The organism is Cryobacterium sp. SO2 (assembly GCF_026151165.2).
In the GTDB taxonomy this organism is placed as follows: domain Bacteria; phylum Actinomycetota; class Actinomycetes; order Actinomycetales; family Microbacteriaceae; genus Cryobacterium.
This window is the reverse complement of sequence record NZ_CP117849.1, coordinates 2,916,766-2,939,381: the sequence shown is the minus strand read 5'-3', so window position 1 is coordinate 2,939,381 and position 22,616 is coordinate 2,916,766. Positions and strand designations below refer to the sequence as shown.

At 63.2% G+C, this 22,616-nt stretch carries 14 protein-coding genes and 1 pseudogene; 11 read left to right on the top strand and 4 right to left on the bottom strand.

Going from position 1 to position 22,616, the window contains the following annotated elements; translation table 11 throughout:
• Positions 1-291: 291 nt before the first annotated feature.
• Entirely contained in the window at positions 292-3,060 is a 2,769-nt protein-coding gene (locus BJQ94_RS13790) for an ATP-dependent RecD-like DNA helicase (protein ID WP_265397602.1), read from the top strand.
• A 5-nt stretch (positions 3,061-3,065) separates the two neighbouring features.
• Positions 3,066-3,527 carry a hypothetical protein gene (locus BJQ94_RS13785; RefSeq protein WP_265397601.1) on the top strand — a complete coding sequence of 154 codons (462 nt, stop codon included), beginning with the start codon at positions 3,066-3,068 and terminating at the stop codon, positions 3,525-3,527.
• A gap of 224 nt (positions 3,528-3,751) precedes the next feature.
• Here BJQ94_RS13785 and BJQ94_RS13780 read toward each other — a convergent pair whose 3' ends face one another.
• The gene (locus BJQ94_RS13780) at positions 3,752-4,195 is read right to left on the bottom strand and encodes a hypothetical protein (protein ID WP_265397600.1); all 444 of its coding nucleotides are present in this window, start codon (positions 4,193-4,195) and stop codon (positions 3,752-3,754) included.
• A 395-nt stretch (positions 4,196-4,590) separates the two neighbouring features.
• On the opposite strand from BJQ94_RS13780, the gene BJQ94_RS13775 reads away from it, so the two are divergent.
• Genes BJQ94_RS13775 through BJQ94_RS13765 form a run of 3 tightly spaced genes read left to right on the top strand, consistent with a single transcriptional unit; the run spans position 4,591 to position 10,324 of the window.
• Positions 4,591-6,114 carry a class I SAM-dependent DNA methyltransferase gene (locus tag BJQ94_RS13775; RefSeq protein ID WP_265397599.1) on the top strand — a complete coding sequence of 508 codons (1,524 nt, stop codon included), beginning with the start codon at positions 4,591-4,593 and terminating at the stop codon, positions 6,112-6,114.
• Positions 6,107-7,294 carry a restriction endonuclease subunit S gene (locus BJQ94_RS13770; RefSeq protein ID WP_265397598.1) on the top strand — a complete coding sequence of 396 codons (1,188 nt, stop codon included), beginning with the start codon at positions 6,107-6,109 and terminating at the stop codon, positions 7,292-7,294. The genes BJQ94_RS13775 and BJQ94_RS13770 overlap by 8 nt, the downstream gene beginning before the upstream one ends.
• Positions 7,295-7,318: 24 nt before the next feature.
• The gene (locus tag BJQ94_RS13765) at positions 7,319-10,324 is read left to right on the top strand and encodes an HsdR family type I site-specific deoxyribonuclease (protein ID WP_265397597.1); all 3,006 of its coding nucleotides are present in this window, start codon (positions 7,319-7,321) and stop codon (positions 10,322-10,324) included.
• 932 nt (positions 10,325-11,256) lie between these two features.
• Here BJQ94_RS13765 and BJQ94_RS13760 read toward each other — a convergent pair.
• The 3 genes and pseudogenes from BJQ94_RS13760 to tkt form a co-directional block, all read right to left on the bottom strand.
• A pseudogene (locus BJQ94_RS13760) lies at positions 11,257-11,634 on the bottom strand (ATP-binding protein); the annotation flags it as partial.
• A gap of 417 nt (positions 11,635-12,051) precedes the next feature.
• On the bottom strand, positions 12,052-12,747 hold the full coding sequence (gene deoC / locus BJQ94_RS13755; protein ID WP_265397596.1) for a deoxyribose-phosphate aldolase: 696 nt from the start codon (positions 12,745-12,747) through the stop codon (positions 12,052-12,054).
• Positions 12,748-12,758: 11 nt separating this feature from the next.
• Positions 12,759-14,822: a transketolase gene (gene tkt, locus BJQ94_RS13750; protein ID WP_275875498.1), complete on the bottom strand. Its 2,064-nt coding sequence runs from the start codon at positions 14,820-14,822 to the stop codon at positions 12,759-12,761.
• Between the two features lie 95 nt (positions 14,823-14,917).
• On the opposite strand from tkt, the gene BJQ94_RS13745 reads away from it, so the two are divergent.
• The 6 genes from BJQ94_RS13745 to BJQ94_RS13720 all read left to right on the top strand — a co-directional run bounded on the left by BJQ94_RS13745 (position 14,918) and on the right by BJQ94_RS13720 (position 22,363).
• Positions 14,918-16,102, top strand: a complete 1,185-nt coding sequence (locus BJQ94_RS13745; protein WP_265399219.1) for an ROK family protein — start codon at positions 14,918-14,920, stop codon at positions 16,100-16,102.
• Positions 16,103-16,305: 203 nt separating this feature from the next.
• Positions 16,306-16,764: a PTS sugar transporter subunit IIA gene (locus BJQ94_RS13740; RefSeq protein WP_265399218.1), complete on the top strand. Its 459-nt coding sequence runs from the start codon at positions 16,306-16,308 to the stop codon at positions 16,762-16,764.
• 60 nt (positions 16,765-16,824) lie between these two features.
• Positions 16,825-17,097 (top strand): PTS sugar transporter subunit IIB, encoded by a 273-nt coding sequence (locus BJQ94_RS13735; protein WP_134525074.1) that lies wholly within the window; start codon positions 16,825-16,827, stop codon positions 17,095-17,097.
• Positions 17,098-17,139: 42 nt separating this feature from the next.
• Positions 17,140-18,666 (top strand): PTS ascorbate transporter subunit IIC, encoded by a 1,527-nt coding sequence (locus BJQ94_RS13730; RefSeq protein ID WP_265399217.1) that lies wholly within the window; start codon positions 17,140-17,142, stop codon positions 18,664-18,666.
• A gap of 449 nt (positions 18,667-19,115) precedes the next feature.
• Positions 19,116-19,943, top strand: a complete 828-nt coding sequence (locus BJQ94_RS13725; protein ID WP_265399216.1) for a hypothetical protein — start codon at positions 19,116-19,118, stop codon at positions 19,941-19,943.
• 257 nt (positions 19,944-20,200) lie between these two features.
• Entirely contained in the window at positions 20,201-22,363 is a 2,163-nt protein-coding gene (locus tag BJQ94_RS13720; protein ID WP_265399215.1) for a hypothetical protein, read from the top strand.
• The last annotated feature ends 253 nt before the right edge of the window (positions 22,364-22,616 follow it).

Sequence of the window (22,616 nt, the reverse complement as noted above, 5' to 3'; positions counted from 1 at the left end):
ACTCGCGGCAATTCGTGCCCGGTGCAGTGCAAATGTGTAGTCATGGCTGACTTCGACTATGGAGCAATAGACGTCATATTAGAAGCGCAAACGTATTGTTCGACGTTTCGTGGTGCCCAGGCTATGTGGGCCTACTCGCGGCCTTCGGGCTAGAACGACGAAAGCACTCTCGCGACGGTGCCAGCCTGAGGACTAAACTCCTGATGAAATGGCCGAAAAAAGCAATCCTTGGGCAGTTGTGCAATTTGCTGCCCAGACCGAGACGGGGGAGACTATGGGTGCTCAGCGCGGGTGCTGCAGATTTACGCCTGCATCATTGACGGAGTATGGGGCCCTACCGAAATGCTAAGCGTCGAGAAACAGATCCGCGGTGCGGATCAAGCAATCACAAGGAGTATCGCCGCGCAGAAGGACGACCGTGGCCTTCTTTCTCTGAACGTCCTAGCGCAGCTACGCAACCTCGTCGAGGGTGCGGCCGTGCTTCTTCACACGGGCGACAACAACGCTGAGTACACCTACACCGCAATCCAAGATGGGTTGGTATTCGTCGGTTCGGCCAAGAAACGTATCCAATTCCTCCATCGGTTTCACAAGTTGCTGCAGGAGAGTGTGTCGCACTACACAATGGACGGTGACACGTCCGAGCGGCTGATGCTGAAGTACTACGAGTACCTCATCCGCATTCGGGAGTTGCTCCAGGATGACTGTGGGATGGCGATCCTCACAAACTTGGAAGACTTCCCGGTCGACCTCGACCCGTCGCTTCGCGAGTACCACGAGAAAATTGCCCAGCGAATCGCGGCCGTGCGCGCCGACCCAACGCCAGGAGGGGACCGTGACCGCTATTACATCCACCGCACTCGTCCATTCTTCGCGAAAGGACGGATCCTCTATGAAGTGGTGTTCCGCCAGGCAACGGATCGTTTTAGCAAATTCGACCGCATCATCGCATTCACCGACGTGGACATGACCGACAAGTATGCGGCTTACCTGACTGTGGTGCCGGAGTCGATTAATGTGCTCGGGCAAACAATGCCCATATCTGTGATTCTCGACTGGCAGGTCTCTATCCGCCCGTGCGAGTTCAACAACTTCGCCCGGCTTCTAGGGATGCACACCACGGTGCAGTCGGGTAGCTCGGAGTACCGCACTCTAATGGAGCATCTGACGCAGACTGAGTCGAGTCTCCTCGACACAGTCGCGCTGTCAGACGAACGCTTCGAGAGGCTCAAAGCCGACGCGACCGCACGGGTTCAGAAGGCACAGATCTTCCCCGTGCTCGAGAAAGCGCGAGGCCTGTTCGCGAGCAAGTCTGCCGGCCACAACGTCATCCGCTACTTGATGTTGCGGATGAACAACGTGATCTTGAAGCAGCAGTACAGCCCGGAGACCTGGAGTGGGCTCTCGAACCTGAACCTGCAGTTCGGATGCAAGCCCTTCGACTCGATGCCATTCTGTTCGTCCCCGATGGGCCACAACGCACGCCTTGCGGATCTTTTCGAGAGTCTCGACTCGACGTCGCACAAGCACGAACTACTTGCGCGACGCGTGAAGAATAACGTCGAGCAACGCGGGTTGCTCTATACACCAGTAGAAGAACTTGAGAGTTTCGGGGATTTGCCGTCCCTGGTAGCGGACTACAACGGCGCGCTTTACTACAAACACCGCCCTCGGCGGGATCTCGAGGAGGACAACGGACACTTATTTCTTCGGAGCTATGAGGACGATACGGTCGAGATTATCGAGGAGCTCCAGAAGTATTCGAAGTCGGGAATCGGCGGTTACTCGGAGGCTGTTGACCGATGGCTCCGGGAGACTACGACCGTAACGGTGGACGACCCGCTGAAGGTCGACGCCCTGAAGTCGTTGTTCAGCGAGTCGCAAGTCGCGCTGATTTACGGGGCCGCCGGAACGGGCAAGTCGACCATCATCAACCACATCGCGAACTACTTCAATGACAAGCGAAAACTGTTCCTGGCACACACCAACCCGGCCGTGAACAACCTCGAGCGACGGGTCACCGCGCAAAACTCCGATTTTCGTACAATTGCGCGTGAGACGTGGCGGCCGTCCACTAATGAATACGACGTCCTTATCATCGACGAGTGCAGCACCGTCAGCAACGAGGATCTGCTGAAAGTGCTCACTCGGACAAAATTCAAGCTCCTGGTACTTGTCGGCGATGTGTACCAGATTGAGTCCATCAAATTCGGAAATTGGTTCACGCTAGCCCCGGCCTATATCCCGTCGACCTCAGTATTCGAACTCACCAATCCTTACCGGACCAAGAACGACAACCTTCTGAAGTTTTGGGGCGCGGTCCGCGCGATCGATCCGAACATCGACGAACTGCTCGCCCACTATGGCTACTCGACCGTGCTTGACGAGACGCTGTTCGAGGCGCAGCTTGACGACGAGATCATCCTGTGCCTGAATTACGATGGGCTCTACGGGATCAACAACATCAATCGGTTTCTCCAGAGCAGCAACCCGCAGCCGGAAGTGACCTGGGGTGTGTCCACCTATAAAGTGGGCGACCCTGTCCTCTTCTACGACTCAGAACGCTTCCGCGGCGTGATCTACAACAACCTCAAGGGAAAGCTCGTCTCAATCGAGCGCCACCCTGGACGGATCCAATTCGATGTGGAGATCGATCGGATCGTCACTGAGTTCGATGTGTTCGGCACGGAGCTTGAGTGGGTCAGCGGCTCGGTGGTCAGGTTCTCAGTCTACGAGCGCGGCAACAGCGATGAGGACGACGAGGGGAATAACAGCAGCGTTCCCTTCCAGGTCGCCTACGCGGTCTCGATCCACAAGGCGCAGGGTCTCGAATACGAATCCGTGAAAGTCGTGATCACTGATGCGAACGAGGACGAGATTCCCCACAGCATCTTTTACACGGCGGTCACTCGGGCTCGGCGCCAGCTGAAGATCTTCTGGACTCCCGAGACGCAGAAGGAAGTGCTGAGTCAGCTTGCGCGACCTGAAAGTGGACGTGACCTGCGGGTGCTGGCAAGTCGACGTGGGCTGAAGCCCATCGGCTCGCTCAAGCGGAAGTAAGTCGCGTGAACATGATGCGCCGCGTCGATCTCGATCAGGTTCGTGCAACTGCCGTTGAAGTACGAGGTGCGCTGCAGGACATGCCGCACGAGCCGTTCCGCGGCGCGAAGACCTACTTCCCGCAGGGACTCTGCGAGTGGGCGTCCATCGCTCTCGCCGAAGTGCTCGCGGTACGGGGTTTGGGCGATTGGACGTTCGTCGAGATGAAGCTCCCCAGCTCGCTGTCCGGTCACGCATGGCGCGAGCTGCGGGACGCAGAAGGTCGGGCTGTCTTCACGATTGATATCACCCTCGATCAGTTCAAAGACTTCGATTCTTGGTACATGGGAATCGAGCAAAGTCCGGCACGGCAGAGGTTCAGCCGCTTGAATTTTGCGGGCCCATGGCGCGAATGGCCTGTGCTTGAAAATAACAAAACCTTCGCCCCGTATGCCCAGATGATGGTCGACTTCACAACGAGAGGCTAGTTTCCAGTTACTGGTCGGGCCGTTAACCCGACAGGCTGGATAGGCGAATCGCCAGCAAGGTCCGCGACGACTACCGTCTTCACGGTAAGGAAGGTCGCAATGCCGCCCAAACATCGAGTGTGGGCCGGGTGCCCGTTCGAATTTAAGCTACTGGCCGTGTAGTGCAGCGCGACAGGCCGTCTGGATCCAGAACCCGATCGATATGACAGCGCTCTGCGGCTGAATTACGGAAGATCGAGAACCGGAATCTGTCCTGTCGCTCCAGCGTCGAAAAGCGCCGTTGCGCGGTGGCGTCCGTTGTCGAAACCTCTGCGCGCCTTCAACGTAACGGGGTCGGTAAGAAACGAGAGAGTCAACTCCGCTTGTGGCGACCCTTCTCTCAGGCCCGTCGATACCTTGGAAATCGAAAGGCTGCCAGATACTCGCCCAGCGGGGTTGGCGAGCAAGTATGCGGTCGCATCGTTAAGTGCCCGCTGGTGGTCAAGGCCCAGCATGTAGTCGCAGAACTTCGCCTCGTGGAATGTGCCTTTCGCGAACTTGCAAAAGGAGGTGCACTGATGAAGGTTGCGCAGCAGGGTGCTAGATAGGTCCCAGGTGCCCCGCAGCTCGGTCATGTCGATTAGTGCGAAAGCGGCGACATCGTTCGAGAATTTGGTTCGGCTCTTCATTCATTCACAGTACCGCTCGCCACACTGACGGAATTGGCCCAGCGCGCCAAGGAAAGGCTCTGGTCAAGCCGAACAGCGGAACGACCGGAGCTTGCCATCCACCGCGGATTGAGTGGCGAGTTGCCAGCCTGCGTTGCCACTGAGCATGTAGATAGATCCCTCGTTTGACGACAACGGTCTCGACGACAAGTGTCGGTGCTTAGAGTCGGGCCACACGCTGTCGAAGCCCGTCGAAAACTGGACTTCAGTTGGGTGGGGTCCGGGCAACCGCCTAGTGGGCCGGGCCGGTCGCGACGGTCTGCCGTCTATCCTGAACTTGGGGGCGCAGGCCGCGTTGGGCTCAGTGCTTTGCTGCAAAACGTTCCTCGCCCCTTGACCCAACAGAGGAACCCAAAGTGACACTTGCCCCCACCGATCCAGCACACATCACCCAGCGCCAATTGGAAGCCACCCTGTGGGCCGGTGCGAATGCGCTCCGCGGTCCCGTCGACCCGGGCGACTTCAAGTCCTACGTGTTCCCGGTGATGTTCTTTAAATGGATAAGCGACAGCTGGGATTTCAATCACGCCCAGGCTATTGCCGACTTCGGAGAAGACCTCACCGACGACATCGAATCGACCTATCAGGCGTTCATCATCCCAGAGGACTGCCATTGGGATGACGTCATCGACACCGCTAGGAACGTCGGCTCGAAACTAGGCAAGGCGCTTCTGCGCGTCCAGGAGGCCAACTTCGGGAAGCTCGATGGCGTCTTCGGAGATGTGAACTGGGCGAACAAAGAACGTCTCCCTGAGACAGCGCTCACAGACTTGCTCGACGCGTTCGACAAGCTCACCCTTAATCCGTTAAGCGTCACCGGTGATGCCCTAGGCGCCGCATACGAGTACCTTTTGCGTGAATTCGCGGAAGCCAGCGGTAAGAAAGCGGGGGAATTCTTCACCCCGCGCCACGTCGTGCACCTGCTCGTCAGCATCCTCGACCCCCAGCCCGGCGACTCCGTCTGCGACCCCGCGTGTGGGTCGGCCGGCATCCTCATCGAAACAGTCAACGCCGTCAATGGCGGCGGCGGGGATGCACGCACGCTCAGCCTCTATGGTCAGGAATACAACCTGACGACTGCCGCTATGGCGAAAATGAACCTGTACCTTCACGGGCTTACCGACTTCCAGATCGTGCGTGGCGACACGTTCAACGACATGAAGCTGAAAACTGCATCGGGCGGCCTCCGTAAGTATTCGGTGGTCGCGGCCAACCCACCGTTCAGCCTCCAGAACTGGGGGGCCGACGCTTGGGCTTCCGACAGCTACGGTCGTGCATTTGGCGGGGAGGTCCCACCTGCGAAGAACGGCGACTACGCCTGGATCCAGCACATCGTGTCGACTATGAAGGACGGAGACGGGCGCGCTGGCATCGTTATGCCTCACGGCGCACTGTTCCGCGGAGGCAAGGAAGCAGCTATCCGCGAGAAACTGATCCGCGCCGATCTTCTCGAAGCTGTCATCGGCCTCCCCAACAATCTGTTCTATTCCACGAGCATCCCCGTATGCCTTCTCATCTTTCGGAAGACGAAGCCATCCGAGCGAATCGGATCAGTTCTGTTCATCGACGGCAAGGACCGCTTGCAGCCGGGCAAGAACCAAAACACGATGGATGACGACGACATCGCCGCTATCAGCAACGCCTACCGAGCGCCGGCCTCAGCCAATTCCGAAAGTCGGGTCAAAGCACGCCTCGTTGAAATAGATGAGCTCGAACGGAACCACTTTGACCTTAACATCGGCCGGTACCTGAAGAGCGAGACGGCTGTGGAAGCGAATGTCGAAGAGGCGATCGTCCTCATGCGCGAGGCGCAGGAGCGGCTCATGGCAGCTCAGGCTGTGCTCGACGAGAAGCTGAAGGCAGCGGGTTTCGATGCATGAGACACGGGACATCACACCTTTTGCTGAGTTCCTGAAAGCGATACGTCGGACACCAGCAATAGTGCTTGACCGGGACTACAAGATGGTTACACTGCCGCTGTACGGGCGAGGGGCGCGGCTGCGGAAAGTGGTCAAGGGCGCCGACCTTGGTACGGCGAGGTTTGAGGTGCGTGCAGGCGATCTCATGATCTCCAAGATCGACGCTCGCAAGGGGTCCAACTCCCTCTTGCCGCCAGAGCTCGACGGCGCTGTGGTAACCGGGGATTTTCTCTCGTATTCGGTGGATACCTCCGTGATGTCGCCGGCTTACATGGATATCGTCGCGCGCAGCACCCAGTTTTCTGACCTCTGCGATTCTGTTTCAGCTGGCACTACTAACCGTGTTCGCCTTGACGTGTCGAAGTTTCTTTCACTCGGAATGGCTGTGCCCAATCTCCGCGAGCAACGGCGCATTGTCGACCTGATAGGAACACTGGACGAGGCAATCGAATCGGCAGTGCAGAGCGGTGAACTCACTGTACGAGTGCGGGTTGCTTTGTCTGAATCCCTCTTTGGGGTCCTCTGCGGCGGTTCGACTAAGCCTCTGCTGGCACTGGCATCGACTCGGCTGGGCAAAATGCTTTCAAGCACAACTGCGGGTAGCCATCGCTCCTGGCCGTACCTGCGCAACGCAAACGTCCAGTGGGGACGTATCGATCTTCATGACCTCAAGGAGATGCCCCTCTCAGATGTCGACCGTATCGAATTCGAGCTACGCAAGGGGGACCTGCTCATTTGCGAAGGCGGAATCGTTGGTCGTTCTGCACTCGTGACCGAGGATTTACCCGGCATCTACTTCCAGAAAGCGATCCACCGCGTCAGATGCAACGACGCATTGGACCCCGCATTCCTGTACTTTTACATGCAGTATTTGGCGGATTCAGGCGGCCTTGAGGACTTCACGACAGGTACGACCATTCGCCACCTGACAGGCGAGAAGCTTCGGCAGATTCCAGTGCCTGATACGAGCTCCGAAACTCAGTCGAAAATCGTTGGCATCTTGCAGGCGTTCGCAGACACGGAGGCCGAATGTCAAGCGACCGCCGACTCCCTCCGCAGTGTCCGCACAAATATCCTCGCGACTTATCTCAGCGGTGAACACGAAATTCCGTCATCGTATGATGAGGTCATGAGGTCATGAGGTCATGGGGGCAAGGGAATAGTGGTGTTCACTGAGGCGACAACAGTCCAACAGGCCATCGTCGACCGGTTGGCAAGCGGAGGATGGACACACATACCCGGAGCCAGCCTCAGTAGACCGCTGGAAAGCGCGCTAGTCGAATCCGATTTGCGTGCAGCCATCATTCGGATCAACCCGAGCCTCAACGCAGACGCCACCCTCGTCGACGACGTCATCACCAAAATCCGGACCATCATCATCTCCACTGGGGAGAGCGGGTTGATGGCAGCCAACGAACAACTCACTGCCTGGGCCCGCGGCCGGCAGTCCATCCAGCTGGCGTCCACTGGTCAAGATGAGCCCATTCACCTCATCGACTTCGCCAACGTGAGCAACAACACCTTCGTCGTTTCCGACGAAGTCACATTTGGTGTCCCCGGAAGCAAGGCCCGATTCGATATCGTCCTTTGGGTCAACGGACTGCCGCTCGTTGTTGGCGAGACGAAGACGCCAGTAGACAACAAAAAGTCCTGGATTCACGCGGCGAAGGACATCCGCGACGTTTACGAAGTCGAACGCCCCCACTTCTTCGTCCCCAACCTCCTGTCCTTCGCCACTGAAGGCCACGAGTTCCGGTACGCCGCCATCCGCACCCCAATAGACTTCTGGGCAAAATGGGGGAGCACCGCAACTGACGCGAACCTCGCCGGGTGGGATCGCGTCAAACTCTCGATCGATGAACTCCTAGCACCCGCCACCATCCTCTCCCTCCTCAGCGACTACGCCCTGTATGAACGCGACGCCGAGAACCGCTCGGCGCCCGTCATCAAAATCGTCCCCCGCTACTTTCAGGTTGAAACGGTTGAAGCGATCCTCAACCGCGTCGCCGCTGGCACACCCCGCAAGGGACTGATCTACCACACGCAAGGGTCGGGCAAGACGTTGGCGATGGCATGGGCCGCCGCCCGATTGATCAACGACCCCAGACTCAAGAACCCGACTATCGTTGCCATCGCTGACCGCACCCAACTCGTGCGGCAGACCTACAGCCAGTTCCGGGACACCGGCGCCACCCGTCTCACCGTCGCTCGAACATCTGAGGAGCTTCGCACCGCCCTAAGCTCCAATCAACGCGGTGTCATCTTCACTACAATCCACAAATTTAGCGGCGCCGGGCTGCTCTCTGCCAACGGCGACATCGTTGTCCTGGTAGACGAAGCGCACCGGACCCAGGAAGGCACTCTCGGCGCTCAGATGCGCGCCGCAGTCCCCAACGCGTTCTTCTTCGGCTTCACCGGCACCCCCATCGCTGACCTAGACAGGAACACCTTCGCGCTCTTTGGCTACGAGGGTGATCCCGGGCACGCACTCAACGCCTACGACTCCGACCGCTCCATTGCCGACGGAACCACCGTGCCAATGCGGGTGTCGTCGCGAATGATTGAGTTCGCGATCGACCAGGAGAAGCTTGAGACGGAGTTTCTGGAATTTGCCGTCTCCGAAGACCTTGACGACGGTGAGATGGAAGAAGTCGCCGCTCGTCTCTCCACCGTCGCCACTCTGCTCGCGAACCCTGAACGCATCCGCGCGGTCTGCTCGGACATCCTCGATCACTTCTACTCCACGGTCGATCCGTTGGCGATGAAGGCACAAATCGTGGTCTACAACCGCGCTCTATGCGTCGCGTACCACGAGCAGATCACGGAGCTTCTAGCTGAGCGTGGGATCGCGGATGAAGCCGCGCTGGTCATGAGCGCACTCGGCAAAGACGACCCCACTGAATGGGATAAGCACAAACTCACAGACGCACAGGAAGAAACGCTGCTCAACCGATTCCGTACGTTCGGGGATCCACTCAAGTTCATCATCGTCACAGCAAAACTTGGCACTGGATTCAATGCCCCTATCGAGGGCGTCCTCTACCTCGACAAACCCCTGAAGCTTCACACCCTTTTTCAGACCATCACCCGAACCAACCGGCCCTGGTCGAATCCAGAAACGAAGCAGAAGAAAGCCTTCGGGTTAGTCGTTGATTACATCGGCCTTGGCAACGGATTCGCTCGGGCGATGACACCGAACAACCCGGACAAGAAGCAGCGTGAGATCGACATCGACGGGATGCTCGAAGCCTTCCTCGATGAGTTCGTGGAGCTGCTGACCTTATTCGCCGGCCTCGACCGCACCGACAACACCATGGACGGCCTCTACGCCGCTGTCGAACGAGTTCCCTCAGGTTCGATCCGTGACGAGTTCGCCCTGAGCTTCATGTTCATTCAAACCTTCTGGGAGACACTGTCGCCACACCCCGCGCTCTTCGAACACCGCGATGACTACCGCTGGCTAGCCAGCATCTACCAGGCTGTCACACCGTCCGACGACACAAGCCTCCTCTGGGACCGCGTAGGCGCGAAAACGCTGGCGCTCGTATACTCAAACATCACCGATATCAGCGTGAGAAACCCCAGAGTTACCGTCCAGATAGCCGACTCGACTACCGTCCAAAACTTGATCGCTGGCGGAGTCATCGGCGCGGATGACGAAGCGCTCACTCTGAAGCCGATCGACGAGATCATCGACTCCATCGAGACCAGACTCCGACGGCGCATGACCGGGCCCAACGGTGATCACATCGCATTCCGCGGCCTATCTGACCGCCTCGAACGCCTCCGGAAGTCCGAGCTCGCTCGCGCCAAAGACTCCATCGAATACTTGCGAGAGCTCTTCACCGTCGCTAAAGACTTGCGAGAGGCTGAACGGGCCGAAGACCAGGACGGTGGCCCAGGCCTAGACCTTCTGCCCAACCCTCATCTTGGCGCGCTGACCCAGATATTTGAGGAGTACAAACCCGCAGACGTGCCGGTGGTTATTGGTGACATAGTCGCGGAGATCGACCGCATCGTGAAACAGGTGTCGTATCCAGGCTGGACGGTCAAAGATGACGGGAAACGGACTGTCCGGAAGAACCTGCTGCAGGTTTTCCGAAAGTTCAAGCTACCGCTATCAGGTGAACCGTTTGAGAGCGCTTACCGGTATGTGGAGATGCATTACTGACCAAGCGGGTCAAACTGGTCCCAGCGAGGCATAATTTGTCCAGTTCGGGGCGCGCCCTGTGACTGACGGCCTGTACTGTGGTGTGCGCCGGGTTGCTGAGGACAACAACCTTCTTCGGAGACTAGATCTGCTCGCCCGCGGTGCCCGGCAGGGGGCAAGTAGAAGCTCCGCGCAGCTCTAGCGAGTCGCGGATATAGAGCCCGTAGCACGGCCGATTCTCGGATGGTGTTAGTACATCCGGCAGTGCGATTGTCCCTCGCCTAAATCGCCCACAAGGCCGGCTCGGTATGTGGGTCCGCCACCTCCCATCTCGCACGATCGAATCGAAAGGCGCGAGAAAGAGTCATCACCGCGGAGCACGAGAGCTGATCAAGTTCTGCTGGCGTGCCGTCAGAAAAAGGACTTCCTTCGCGCCACGTGGCCGTCCGGGATTCCACGTTCGGCTTTGACACAAGCCGGGCGATTGCAGGACTTCAGGAGCGCCACGGGGCTGCCAATAGCGGAAGCAGGGTGACGCGGTGCGCCGCATCTTCAGGACTCATCCGGGCCCGCGTAGTCTCGTTGGTGGCTGAACCGGCCTATACACGCGAGCATCTGTGACGCTGCCTTGGCGGCCCCAGCGCGAATCAGTCGCCGTTGTTCGCCTGCCTGAGGAAAAGGTGCGCCCACCTCCTCGGCGGAGAAGTATTCGACAGTCTCCACTTCGTTCTGCCGGATCAGTGTTCGCCCACGGAGGCACAAAGCAAAGGCCGTATTTGACCACGTCGTGGCCGAGTGCGGTCCAGATCGCTTGTTCGCTGGCAAGATGAAGAGGGACGGTGTTGTGCGCGGACATCCTGGTCAAAGGCAACGCTAAAGAACTTGGTGTTGACGCCGACCCAAAACAGGGCCAATAGTGCCGGGTGAAAACAGGACCACTATGTGTGTTTCCACTATGCCGTACCGGGCGCGGGCTGGTGGCTTTTGAGCCGGTAGCTGGTGCCTTTGAGGCTGATGACGTCGGCGTGGTGAACGATGCGGTCGATCATCGCGGAGGCGACGGTCGGGTCGCCGAAGACCTCGCCCCAGAGCCCGAAGGACAGGTTGCTCGTCATGATCAGCGATGCGTGTTCGTATCGGCTCGCGACGAGCTGGAAGAACAGGTTCGCGGCGTCCTGATCGAACGGAATGTAGCCGACTTCGTCACAGATTAAGACGCTGTAGCGGCGTAGCCGGGTCAGCTCTGCGGCGAGTTTGCCGCGGGCGTGGGCGTCTTGCAGGCGGGCGACCCAGCCCGTGGCGGTGTCGAAGAGGACCCGGTGGCCATGCTTAGTTCAATGAGAAAGTCCAAGGTTCCTTGAGAACTGGCATGGGCTCAAGAAGTTGGAAGAGGCATCCAGGTGGCCTGCAAGGCGTCAAACTGACACTAACTCATCGAGTCGGTTGCCGCCGGCGAAGTGCGCGCCAGCAGCTTGGGAAGCTGCGAATGGACCATGGACCTGCACCAGGAACGCCGTTGCGGGGCGGATGTATCGGGACTCAATCGCAGACGTCCGAATTGGCGTGTCTCGTAACACTCGCCATCTGAACAAGTCTGCCAGGTCACATCTGTCTCCAAAGGACAGCGATCGAGCCCTGCTTCTTTGTGGTCCGGCGATATGGGCCCGTCTGCGAGCAGTGGAGGATGCTTGAGACAAGCGGCTGTTCCGACCATGCCGTTTTCGCACAATCCTGACCGAGACAATCGACTAATACGCGCTAGTCGGCTTGTTCTGAGCCGGGCTGGCCAGTATTGCTGCGCTACCGGAGACACCGAGCCGGGTGGCACCCGCTTCCATCATGGCGAGCGCATCGTTCAAGCTGCGAACCCCGCCCGACGCCTTCACCCGGGCTCGATCGTCCACGGTCTGCTTCATCAGGCGAACGGCGTGCACGGTCGCTCCGCCGGCGGCGTGGAAGCCTGTGGAGGTCTTGACGAAATCGGCATCCGCGGCCACGGCGGCTTCGCAGACGGCGACGATTTCGGCATCCGTTAGCGCGGCGGACTCGATGATCACCTTGAGCACCTTCGGGGCCGGGATGCTGGCGCGCACGGCCGCGATGTCGGCCTGCACGTCGGCGAAGCGGCCGGCTTTGGCGGCGCCGATGTCGATGACCATGTCGATTTCGTCGGCGCCCTGGGCGATGGCGAGGGCGGCCTCGGCGGCCTTGATGCTGCTGTGGTGCTTGCCGCTGGGGAAGCCGCAGACGACGGCCACCTTGAGGTCGGCGCCGGCGGGGATGGTGAGCGGCAGCATCGAGGGGGAGACGCAAACCGAGTAGGTGCCCAGCTCGATGGCCTCGGCGATGAGGGCGGCGACGGCGGCGGCGGTGGCCTCTGGCTTGAGCAGGGTGTGGTCGATCATGCGGGCGACGGTGGCGGCGTTGGGAGAGAGGGAAGTCATGGGGTGCGTCCTTAGTTGGTGATCAGTTCGGGGGTGCCGTGCGCTGCGGTGGCGAGGGTGGCGTGCGCGGCGGCGAGGACGGCGTCGAGGTGGATGCCGCGGAGGCGCAGTACCTCGGGGCCGCTGCCGGATTCGCCGAACTCTTCGACCGAGACCACTTGGCCGTTCAGGCCCACCCAGCGGTACCAGGCGTCGCCGCGGCCGGCCTCGACGGCGACCCGGGCGCGGAGTGCTGCGGGCAGCACTGACTCCCGGTAGGCGGCGGTCTGCTCGGCGAACCACTCGACGCAGGGCATCGAGATCACGCGGGCGTTGATGCCCTGTTCGGCGAGTTGGGTGGCGGCGTCGATGGCGAGGTGCACCTCGCTGCCGGTGGCGAGGATGGCCAGGTCGGTGCCGTCGCCGTGCTGCCAGCGCACGTAGCCGCCGGCCGTCACCCCGGCGGGGGTGAGGTCAGTGCTGGCCAGTACGGGAAGGTCCTGCCTGCTGAGGATGAGCGCGACCGGGCGGTCGGGGGAGGCGAGGACGCGGCGCCAGGCGGCGACGACCTCCACGGAGTCGGCGGGGCGCACGACGTCCAAGCCGGGGACGGTGCGGAGCGACGCGATCTGCTCGACGGGCTGGTGGGTGGGGCCGTCTTCGCCGACGGCGACGGAGTCGTGGGTGTACACGTAGACCGCGCCGAGCCCCATCAGCGCGCCGAGGCGGATGCTCGGGCGCATGTAGTCGCTGAAGACCAGATAGGTAGAGGCGAACGGGCGCCACGGGCCCTGTAGGGCGATGCCGTTGAGGATGGCGGCCATGGCGTGTTCGCGGATGCCGAAGCGGATGAACGCGCCGGCCGGGTTGGCGGCGGAGAACCGTGCTCCGTCGACCTCCACGGTGGTGGAGCCAGCGAGGTCGGCCGAGCCACCCCAGAGCGGAGCCGAACCCTGCAGGGCGCGGAGCACGGCGCCGTTGGTCTTGCGGGTGGCGATCGGGTCGCCGGGCTCGCCGAGCTTCATTGTGTCGAGCGCGGTGGCCTCCACCGCGCCGCCGCGGAAGGCGTGCCAGCGCGCCGCGGCCTTGGGCTCGCGGGTGGCCCAGCTGGCGAGGTCGGCCTCCCAGGCGGTGTGCATCCGGTCGCCGCGGGTGAGCGCGCCGCGGGTGTGCTCGAGGGTCTCGGGGGAGACGAGGTCGTGCAGGGGAGCGTCGGGGGCGAAGCCCAGCGTGGTCTTCACCAGGGCGAGCTCGTCGGCGCCGAAGCCGCCGGAGTGCGCGGCGGACGTGCCGCCGAACTTGGCCGAGGGGGCGCCAATCACGGTGCGGAGGGCCACCAGGGTGGGCCGGCCGGTGCGCTCGGCGGCCTCGCGCAGGGTGGCCTCAAGGGCGTCGAGGTCGGTGGGGGTGTCGATCTCGAGCACCCGCCATCCGTAGGCCCGGTACCGGGCGCGCACGTCTTCAGTGAAGGTCTCGTCGGTGCCGGAGTCGATGGTGATGTGGTTGTCGTCCCAGATCAGCACGAGGTTGTCGAGGCCGAGGGTGCCGGCCAGGCTGGACGCCTCGCCGGAGACACCCTCCTGCAGGCAGCCGTCGCCGGCGAGCACCCAGGTGGTGTGGTCGAGCAGGGCGGAGCCGGGGGTGAACACGGCGCTCTCGTGCCGGGCGGCCATGGCCATGCCCACCGCGGAGGCAACGCCCTGGCCGAGCGGGCCGGTGCTCATCTCCACGCCCACGGTGTGGTGCACCTCGGGGTGGCCGGGGGTCTTGGAGCCCAGGGTGCGGCTCTTGGCGAGGTCGTCGAGCGTGAGGCCGTAGCCGGTGAGGAACAGCTGGGTGTAGAGCAGAAGGCTTGCGTGACCGGCCGAAAGAATGAAGCGGTCGCGGGCGGGCCAGTCGGGGTGGGCGGGGGAGTGCCGCAGCACTCGGGAGAACAACACGTGGGACACTGGTGCCAATGCCATGGCGGTGCCGCCGTGTCCATGCCCTTTGGCCTGCACCACGTGTGCGGCCAGGGCCTGGGCGCTTGCGACGGCGCGGGCGTCAAGTGCGGCGGACGTCGTCTGTGACGGGAACTTCTTCGTTTCGGTAGCCATGCGAGATACTTTGGTATACAAATGTACTTAAGTCAAACAATTGGTTTTTGCACCACCCGCAGGTTGGGCGGATGCGTTCGAAAGACGGGAATCCCATGGCACACGCTCTGTCCACCGGCTCGGGTGTGGTCCTAGACCTCATTCGTTCCGGCCGTGCCACCACCCGCACCGACCTCATCGAGCAGCTCGGCTGGTCGCGCATCACCCTGGCCCGCCGGCTCGACGAACTGCTGCACGCCTCCATCGTCATGAGTGTCGGCCAGCTCGACTCCCGCGGCGGCCGACCGCCCGAAGAATTCGCCGTGAACCCGGATGCCGGTCTGCTGCTGGCCGTGGACATCGGCGGTTCGCACACCCGCCTGGCCATCACCGACCTGGTCTCCACCATCCTCAGCGAAGACGAGGCCGACATCGGCCTGAGCGAGGGGCCGGCCGAGATCTTCGAGTGGGCCGGCCAGGTGTTCGACCACATGCTCGACCGGCTCGGCAAGACCCGCGCCGACGTAGTGGGCATCGGCGTGGGCGTGCCCGGCCCGGTCGACTTCGTCACCGGTCGCCTGGCCAGCCCGCAGGTGGACACCCAGTGGAACGACGTGCTGGTGAAGGAGTACTTCGCCGGCCGCTACGACCACGCCGTCTTCGCCGTGGACCGGGACGTGAACATCATGGCGCTCGCCGAGGCCCGCCGCGGCTGGACCGAGTACCGCGACGTGGTGGTGCTCAAGGCCGGCATCGGCGTGGGCCTGGCGTTCGTGCTCGACGGGTCGATCTACCACGGCTCCCGCGGTGGCGCCGGCGAGCTCAGCGCCGTGCGCGCCGGCGGGGAGCGCACCGTGCGGTTGGAGTCGATCGCCAGCGGCGCGGTCATTCGCAGTGAACTGCTCAGCCTGGGCCGCCGCGTGCGCACCAGCAGCGACATCGTGGGCCTGGCCAACGACGGCGACCCTGCGGTGCTGCGCCTGCTCGCCGAGACCGGCACCGAGATCGGCCAGAGCCTGGCCCACGTGGTGGGGCTGCTCAACCCGCAGGCCGTGGTGGTCGGCGGCAACCTCGCCCAGGCCGGCGAGCCATTCCTCGGCGCGATTCGGGAAGCGATCTTTGCCGGTGCCCGCGACTTCGCCCTGCAAGGGCTCGTCGTGGAGAAGTCCCGGCTCGGCCACATTGCCGGCGTCACCGGCGCCTCGCTCATCGCGCAGGACGCCCTGTTCGAGGCCGACCGCATCAGCCGGCTCACTCGCGGCGGGGCCACCGGCGTCACGCTGCACACCGTTTCAAGCTGACCGCCCGCGCGGTGCCTCGCTCCGGCCGGGCGAGGTGTCGAGCGTGCCCTCGCCGATAGGTGCATCCTGCCCGCAGCGAAGCGCTTGTATTGCCGTCTCGAAAAACTTTGGTGCACTTATAGACAAAAGGTCGCCTAGGCTTATACAGTCAAGCCAGTCGCCCTCGCGGGCCGGCCGCACCGAAACAACAAAGGAGTTCATTCGTGGCACTGAACCTGGCCGAAGCCCTCTCGTCGATCGAGACCCGAGCGGAGGCTGCCGACTGGCGGGCCGCCATCCGTCTCGCGGGTGCGGGACTCGTGGCCGGCGGCGCCACCACGGACGCGTACACCGACGAGATGATCGACGCCGTCGAAAAGCACGGCCCCTACATCGTCATCGCCCCCGGCGTCGCCCTCGCGCACTCCCGCCCGTCGCCCGCGGTTCTCACCGGTGGACTGAGCTGGGTTAGCCTGGCCACCCCGGTGGAGTTCGGCAACAAGGCCAACGACCCCGTCACCCTCGTGATCGGCCTGGCCGCCAAAGACCACGACGCCCACCTGCAGGTGATGCGGGCGCTCGCCGGAGTGCTTTCCGACACCGCCGCGATGAAGCGCCTGACCGTGGCCGACACCGCCGACGAGGTGCGCGCCGTGCTCGGCGACCTCGCCGCAGCCGCGTAACGCGGCCACCCGCATCCCCCCGATTTCTCCCACTCGTCTCACCCAATCGAAAGGCACCCCATGAAGATCGTCGCCGTCTGTGGAATGGGCATTGGAACCTCAGTGCTGCTCAAAATGAACGCCGAGAAGGTTCTCGCCAAGCTCGGTATCGATGCGGATGTCGAAGCTGCCGACATGGGCGTGGCCCGCGGCGCCGCACAGACCGCCGAGATTGTGCTCACCTCGCAGGAGCTCGCCGAGGAACTCGGCGACGTGCCCGCCGAGGTCATCATCATCAACAACTTCTTCGATCTCGAGGAGATCACCGAGAAGCTCACCGCCGCCGTCGAATAACCCCTGCACCGTCCCTCTCTCACAGAATATGGAGCTCCCACAATGGAGTGGCTTGTCGTCGTACTGAATTTCATCGGGCAGCAGATCCTCAACGTGCCGGCCTATCTGATCGGCATTATCACCGCCATCGGGCTCATGGCCCTCAAGCGCAACTCCGGCCAGGTGATCGGCGGTGCCCTCAAAGCGGCCCTCGGCTTCCTGATCCTCGGCGCCGGCGCCAACGTGGTGGTGGGCTCCCTTGACCCGCTCGGCCGGTTGATTCTCGCGGTCACCGGTGCCCAGGGCGTCATCCCCACCAACGAGGTCATCACCGCCATCGCGCAGGAGCAGTTCGGCGCCCAGAGCGCCTACGTGCTCACGCTCGGCTTCCTGGTGATGCTCGCCCTCGCCCGTTTCACTCCTCTTAAATACGTCTTCCTCACCGGTCACCACATGGTCTTCATGGCCACCATGCTCACTGTGGTGCTCTCCGTCGGCTTCGGCGACGGAGCTAGCTGGCTGGTCGTGCTGATCGGCGCGCTGCTGCTCGGCGTGATCATGGTCGTGATGCCCGCGTTCGCGCACCCGTGGACCAAGAAGATCACCGGCAACGACACCATCGCGATCGGCCACTTCGGCACCCTCGGCTACATCGCCGCCGGTGCCGCCGGCCAGGCCGTAGGCCGCAACAGCAAGTCCACCGAAGACATCAAGTTCCCGCAGGGCCTCAAGTTCCTGCGCGACTCGATGGTGGCCACGTCGCTGTCGATGGTGCTCATCTACCTGGTCTTCGCCGTGTGGGGGCTCATCGCCCTGCCGCTGCAGGACGCGCTCGACATCTTCGGATCTGCTGACGCTGGCGCCTTCATCATGGCCGCCTTCGCTCAGGCGCTGCAGTTCGGTGTGGGCGTCGCGGTCATCCTCTACGGTGTGCGCACCGTGCTCGGCGAACTGGTGCCGGCCTTTCAGGGCATCGCCGAGAAGGTCGTCCCCGGAGCCCGCCCGGCCCTGGACATCCCGATCGTGTTCCCGTTCGGCGCCAACGCCGTGCTGATCGGCTTCCTGAGCTCCTTCGCCGGTGGCCTCATCGCCCTGGGTGTTCTGGCGATCTGGCTCAACCCGATGTTCGGGCTCGCGCTGATCCTGCCCGGCATGGTGCCGCACTTCTTCACCGGTGGTGGTGCCGGTGTTTACGGCAACGCGACCGGCGGACGCCTGGGCGCGATGATCGGTGGCTTCGTCAACGGCGTGATCATCACCATCCTGCCCGCCATCCTGCTGCTCGTTCTCGGCGACTTCGGCTTCGCCAACAGCACCTTCGGCGACGCCGACTTCGGCTGGTTCGGCACCCTCGTGGGTGTGAGCGTAGGAGTCGGAGGCGGCCTCGCGGTCATCCTCGCTATTCTCATCGCCGTGGTGCTCGTCAGCGTCGCGATCGTCTTCCAGATCCGCGTCGTGGACAAGGGTTGGGTGCCCGGGGCCAAGCGTGACATCTGGATCGCCGAAGAGAAGGCGGCCGAGAAGGCAGTGCTCGACGCCGAGAAGGCGGAGCGCAAGGCTGCGAAGGAAGCGGCGGCTGACGCCGTCTAGCTTCACAGGTTGGTTGATTCGCCAGAGGGCGACTCCGTTCGCGGGGTCGCCCTCTGTCGTTGTGTGGGAGCACCGTGAAGGTGCGGGCCGGGTTGTGCGGCCGCGGCGCCGCTGCGCAGGTTGCGCGCACCGCTCGGATCAGCGCCTGACCCGTCACCGGGCGAGCTCGGACCGTGGGGAGTGGGCCGATGCGGGAGGTCCTTGGGGCTGGCGGAGAACGCAAATGGCGATACTCTCTGCGACATATCGCAATGAGGAGGTGTCAGGTGGGGTTCCGAGTGAGGACGTCGCTCAAGATTGCCCCGGGAGTGCGCTTGAACGTTAGCCCCAGATCGATGGGTATCAGTGCAGGAGCAGCTGGCGCGCGCGTGAGCGTGAATAGTAGAGGACGAGTTACCCGCACCGCTGGGATTCCTGGAACCGGAATCTCCCACACTTCCAGTTTTGTAGTGCCTTCAGGAGCAGGTAGGGCGGTCGACCACGAGGGCGCCACCAGTTCGTCGGGTGCGGTGTCGTCGATCAAGCCCGGAGTCTTCGCGCCCTCCTGGGAAAAGACGCTCTACCGAGCGCTGACCTACCCGACCGATGGGCTATCGCTGTACAGACTCGCGGTGGAAAATCCTCCGGCGGCACGGACCATCTCTCTAGTCGAAGTGCTTCGTGTGTCGTTGCCTGCTCAGGATCTGACCCGAGCAACGGCCTTGCTTGATTGGCTCCATAGCACTGGATACCAGCCCGACCAAGATCCCTTCGTGCATCGGTACATGCCGTGGGTAACGTTCACGGTGCCAGTGACGGAGGGGTTAGCCGCCACAATGTCGCTCTCGCGCGACGCTCTTGGTCTCCTGCTCGCAAAGCTGGAACAGCAGGTTGGCAACCGAGCTCGGGCTACGGAAGTTGTTGAATCGTTGACGCCTACGACCATCGCAGCGGTTTCATTGGCTGAGCTATATGCCGAGCAGGCGCGATGGCCGGATGTCGTCGAACTCACGAATGGCGTCGTCAATGTCGACGAACCGTCCACGTATCTGCTCATTCAACGAGGAATCGCACTCCGCGAGCAAGGGTATTTCGAGGCGTCGAAGGCATCGCTCAAGGAAGCACTTCGAGTTCAATCTGGGCCGGTCGATCTGAGGCGTTGGGCCTACATCCAGCGAGGTCTGACGTACCTTGCCGATGGAAGGCGGGCGATGGCGAAGAAAGACTTCGAGCGCGTGCTGGCAGAGGACTCCGGGTATCCCGGCCTTGCAGAACTCCTGAGATTAACAATGTCTTAGACGGCGGCTTCAATAGGATCAGGAGAATTGGCTTGGTGTCTGCTCTGATCTAGCTGTCCGCTGGCGGTGGTGCAGGGGTCGGCGTGACTGTGCTCCGGGCGGCGAGATGGGCTCGCTATGCGTGTGGTGGGCGAGCCGGGCCGGACGAGAAGCATCGGTCGCAGCAGGGGCGTGCTGCGCCCCGGCATAGCTCTGCAGGGTCCACTCGAGTGAGGAATGTTCTTGACTCCTATCGCCTTAACCGGTTTAGTTGACGGATGACGTACAACGATGTTCGATCAAAAGCCTGTCCATCCACCCACCCGCGGGCCGGCCGGCTCGCCTTGGCCGCGACCCTGTTGGTGGCCCTCGCCGGCACCGGCGCGCTGGGGATCGCCCCCGCGTCGGCGGTGACACCGGCGGTCGGCAGCGGGCCGGCGGCGCTCCCGGCCGCCGAGGCATCCGCCCCGCTGACCAATCTCAGCCACCTGAACTTTCTGCTCGACGAGGTGCCGCTGCCGTTGATCGCCGGGCACACCACCTACCGGGCGGCGGAAAACCCGGTGGTGGAGGCACCCTGGACCTACGCCGACAAGAACGACGACGGCAGCTACACGCCCATCGGCGGGGGAGACCTCGACCCGGCCACCGGCTACTACACGCAGGGCGCGTTCAACGCCGACGACACCGCCCGCGCGGCCGTGGTCTACCTACGGCACTGGCAGCAGACCGGCGACACAACGAGCCGCGATCACGCCTTCCAGACTCTGCGCTCGCTCACCTACCTGCAGACCACCGAGGGGCCGGGCGTCGGCAACGTGGTGCTGTGGCAGCAGGTGGACGGCACCCTGAACCCGAGCGCCGAGCCGGTGGAGCTGCCCGACCCGAGCGACTCGGCCGAGTCCTATTGGCTGGCCCGCACGGTGTGGGCGCTCGGCGAGGGCTACGCCGCGTTCGCCGACGAGGACCCGGCGTTCGCCGCGTTCCTGCAGGACCGGATGGACCTGAGCCTGGCCGCGCTGAACGACGGCTCGCTCGGCGACTACGGCAGTTTCGACGTCGCCGACGGCGACCCGGTGCCGGCCTGGCTGATCGCCGACGGGGCGGATGCGTCCGCCGAGGCCGTGCTCGGCCTCGCCGCCTACCTCGAGGCGGAGCCCACCGGGCCTACCGCCGCTAGCGCCGAGACCGCGCTCAGCCAGCTCAGTGAGGGCATCGCGGCGATGTCCACCACCGAGGGTGCCAGCGGGGACTGGCCGTTCGGCGCGATCATGCCGTGGACCAAGTCGCCCAGCCTGTGGCACGCCTGGGGCGGGCTGGCCCCCGCGGCCGCCGCGGCCGCATCCGAGGTGCTCGACGACCCCGCTCTGCTCAGCGCCGCGGTGCAGGACACCGCCCAGTTCACCCCGCAGCTGCTCGCCGCGGGCGGACCGGACAACGCCTGGTCGCCGACCCCCGGCGAGGCGCAGATCGCCTACGGCGTCGACTCCCGGCTGCAGAGCCTGGTCGTCACCGCCGACGCGGCGGACGCCCCCGGGCTGCTGAACGTGGCGGCGATCACCGCCGGCTGGTACTTCGGCGCCAACCGCAGCGGCCTGCCGGCGTACGACCCGGCCACGGGCACCGCGATCGACGGCATCGAACGGGACGGCCGGGTGAACGCCAACTCCGGCGCCGAGTCGACCATCCACGCGCTCCTGTCGATGCTCACCCTCGACGCGCACCCCGACCTCAAGGCCGCGGCCCTCGGCGTCACCAGCACGGTGGCCACGCACGGGTTGAGCGTGGTCGAGGCCGAGTCCGGCACGATCACCGGCGGCACGGTCACCACCCCGGCGTCGGCCTGGACCGGGGAGGCCAACTGGTCCGGCGGCGCCTATGTGGACCTTGGGGCGGGCGGAACCCTGCGCATCACCGTGCCGGCCGACGACCAGGCCCGCCGGGTGCATCCGATCGTGAACCAGGCCGTCGACCCGTCGGGCACCACCACCTGGACAACCGGCACCACCAAGCCGGGCAAGGGCAAGACGCAGCCGCTCGGCAGCACCGCCAACGGCGGCGCCGGCGAGCAGGGCGTCACCGAGGCGCCCGGCCAGCTGCTGCCGCTGCCGCTCACCAACACCCTGCCGGGCAAGTCCACCCAGGTGATCGGCAGCACGGATGCCGCGGCGCAGCTCGACGCGCTGCTGATCCAGCCGCTGATCTCCACAGTGACGGTGACCGGGCCCGCCGGCGACTCGACGCTGTTCGTGAGCGCCGACACGGCCGACGCCCAGCGCCGGGTTGACGTGCCCCGCGGTCAGCAGCTGGTGCAGCAGGCGTTCGACGCCACTGGGCAGCCCGTCGCCGACGCGCACAAGGGTAAGGGCGATGCGCGCAGCGGCAAAGTATTCATCGCCGCCGGCGGGTTCACCCAGGTGTGGTTCGAAGCCAAGAAGTAGACAGTCACGATGGGGTGCCCCGGGTCGCGCTAGAGCTATGCGCGCCGGGGTGCCTCCGGGAGTGGCCGCTTGATAAGCGAATCATGCCGCCAGGGATGGGCCCAAAGGCGGTAGCTGAGCGCGGCACGGGACGGCGCGTTCATTAGTGAACCTCTGTTTCGACCATCGGCATGAGGTCCACTGCTCGAGGCCCACACCCTGGATATCGATTGGGCGGGTTTAGGAAGATTTATTGCAGCATGCTCAGGGAGAC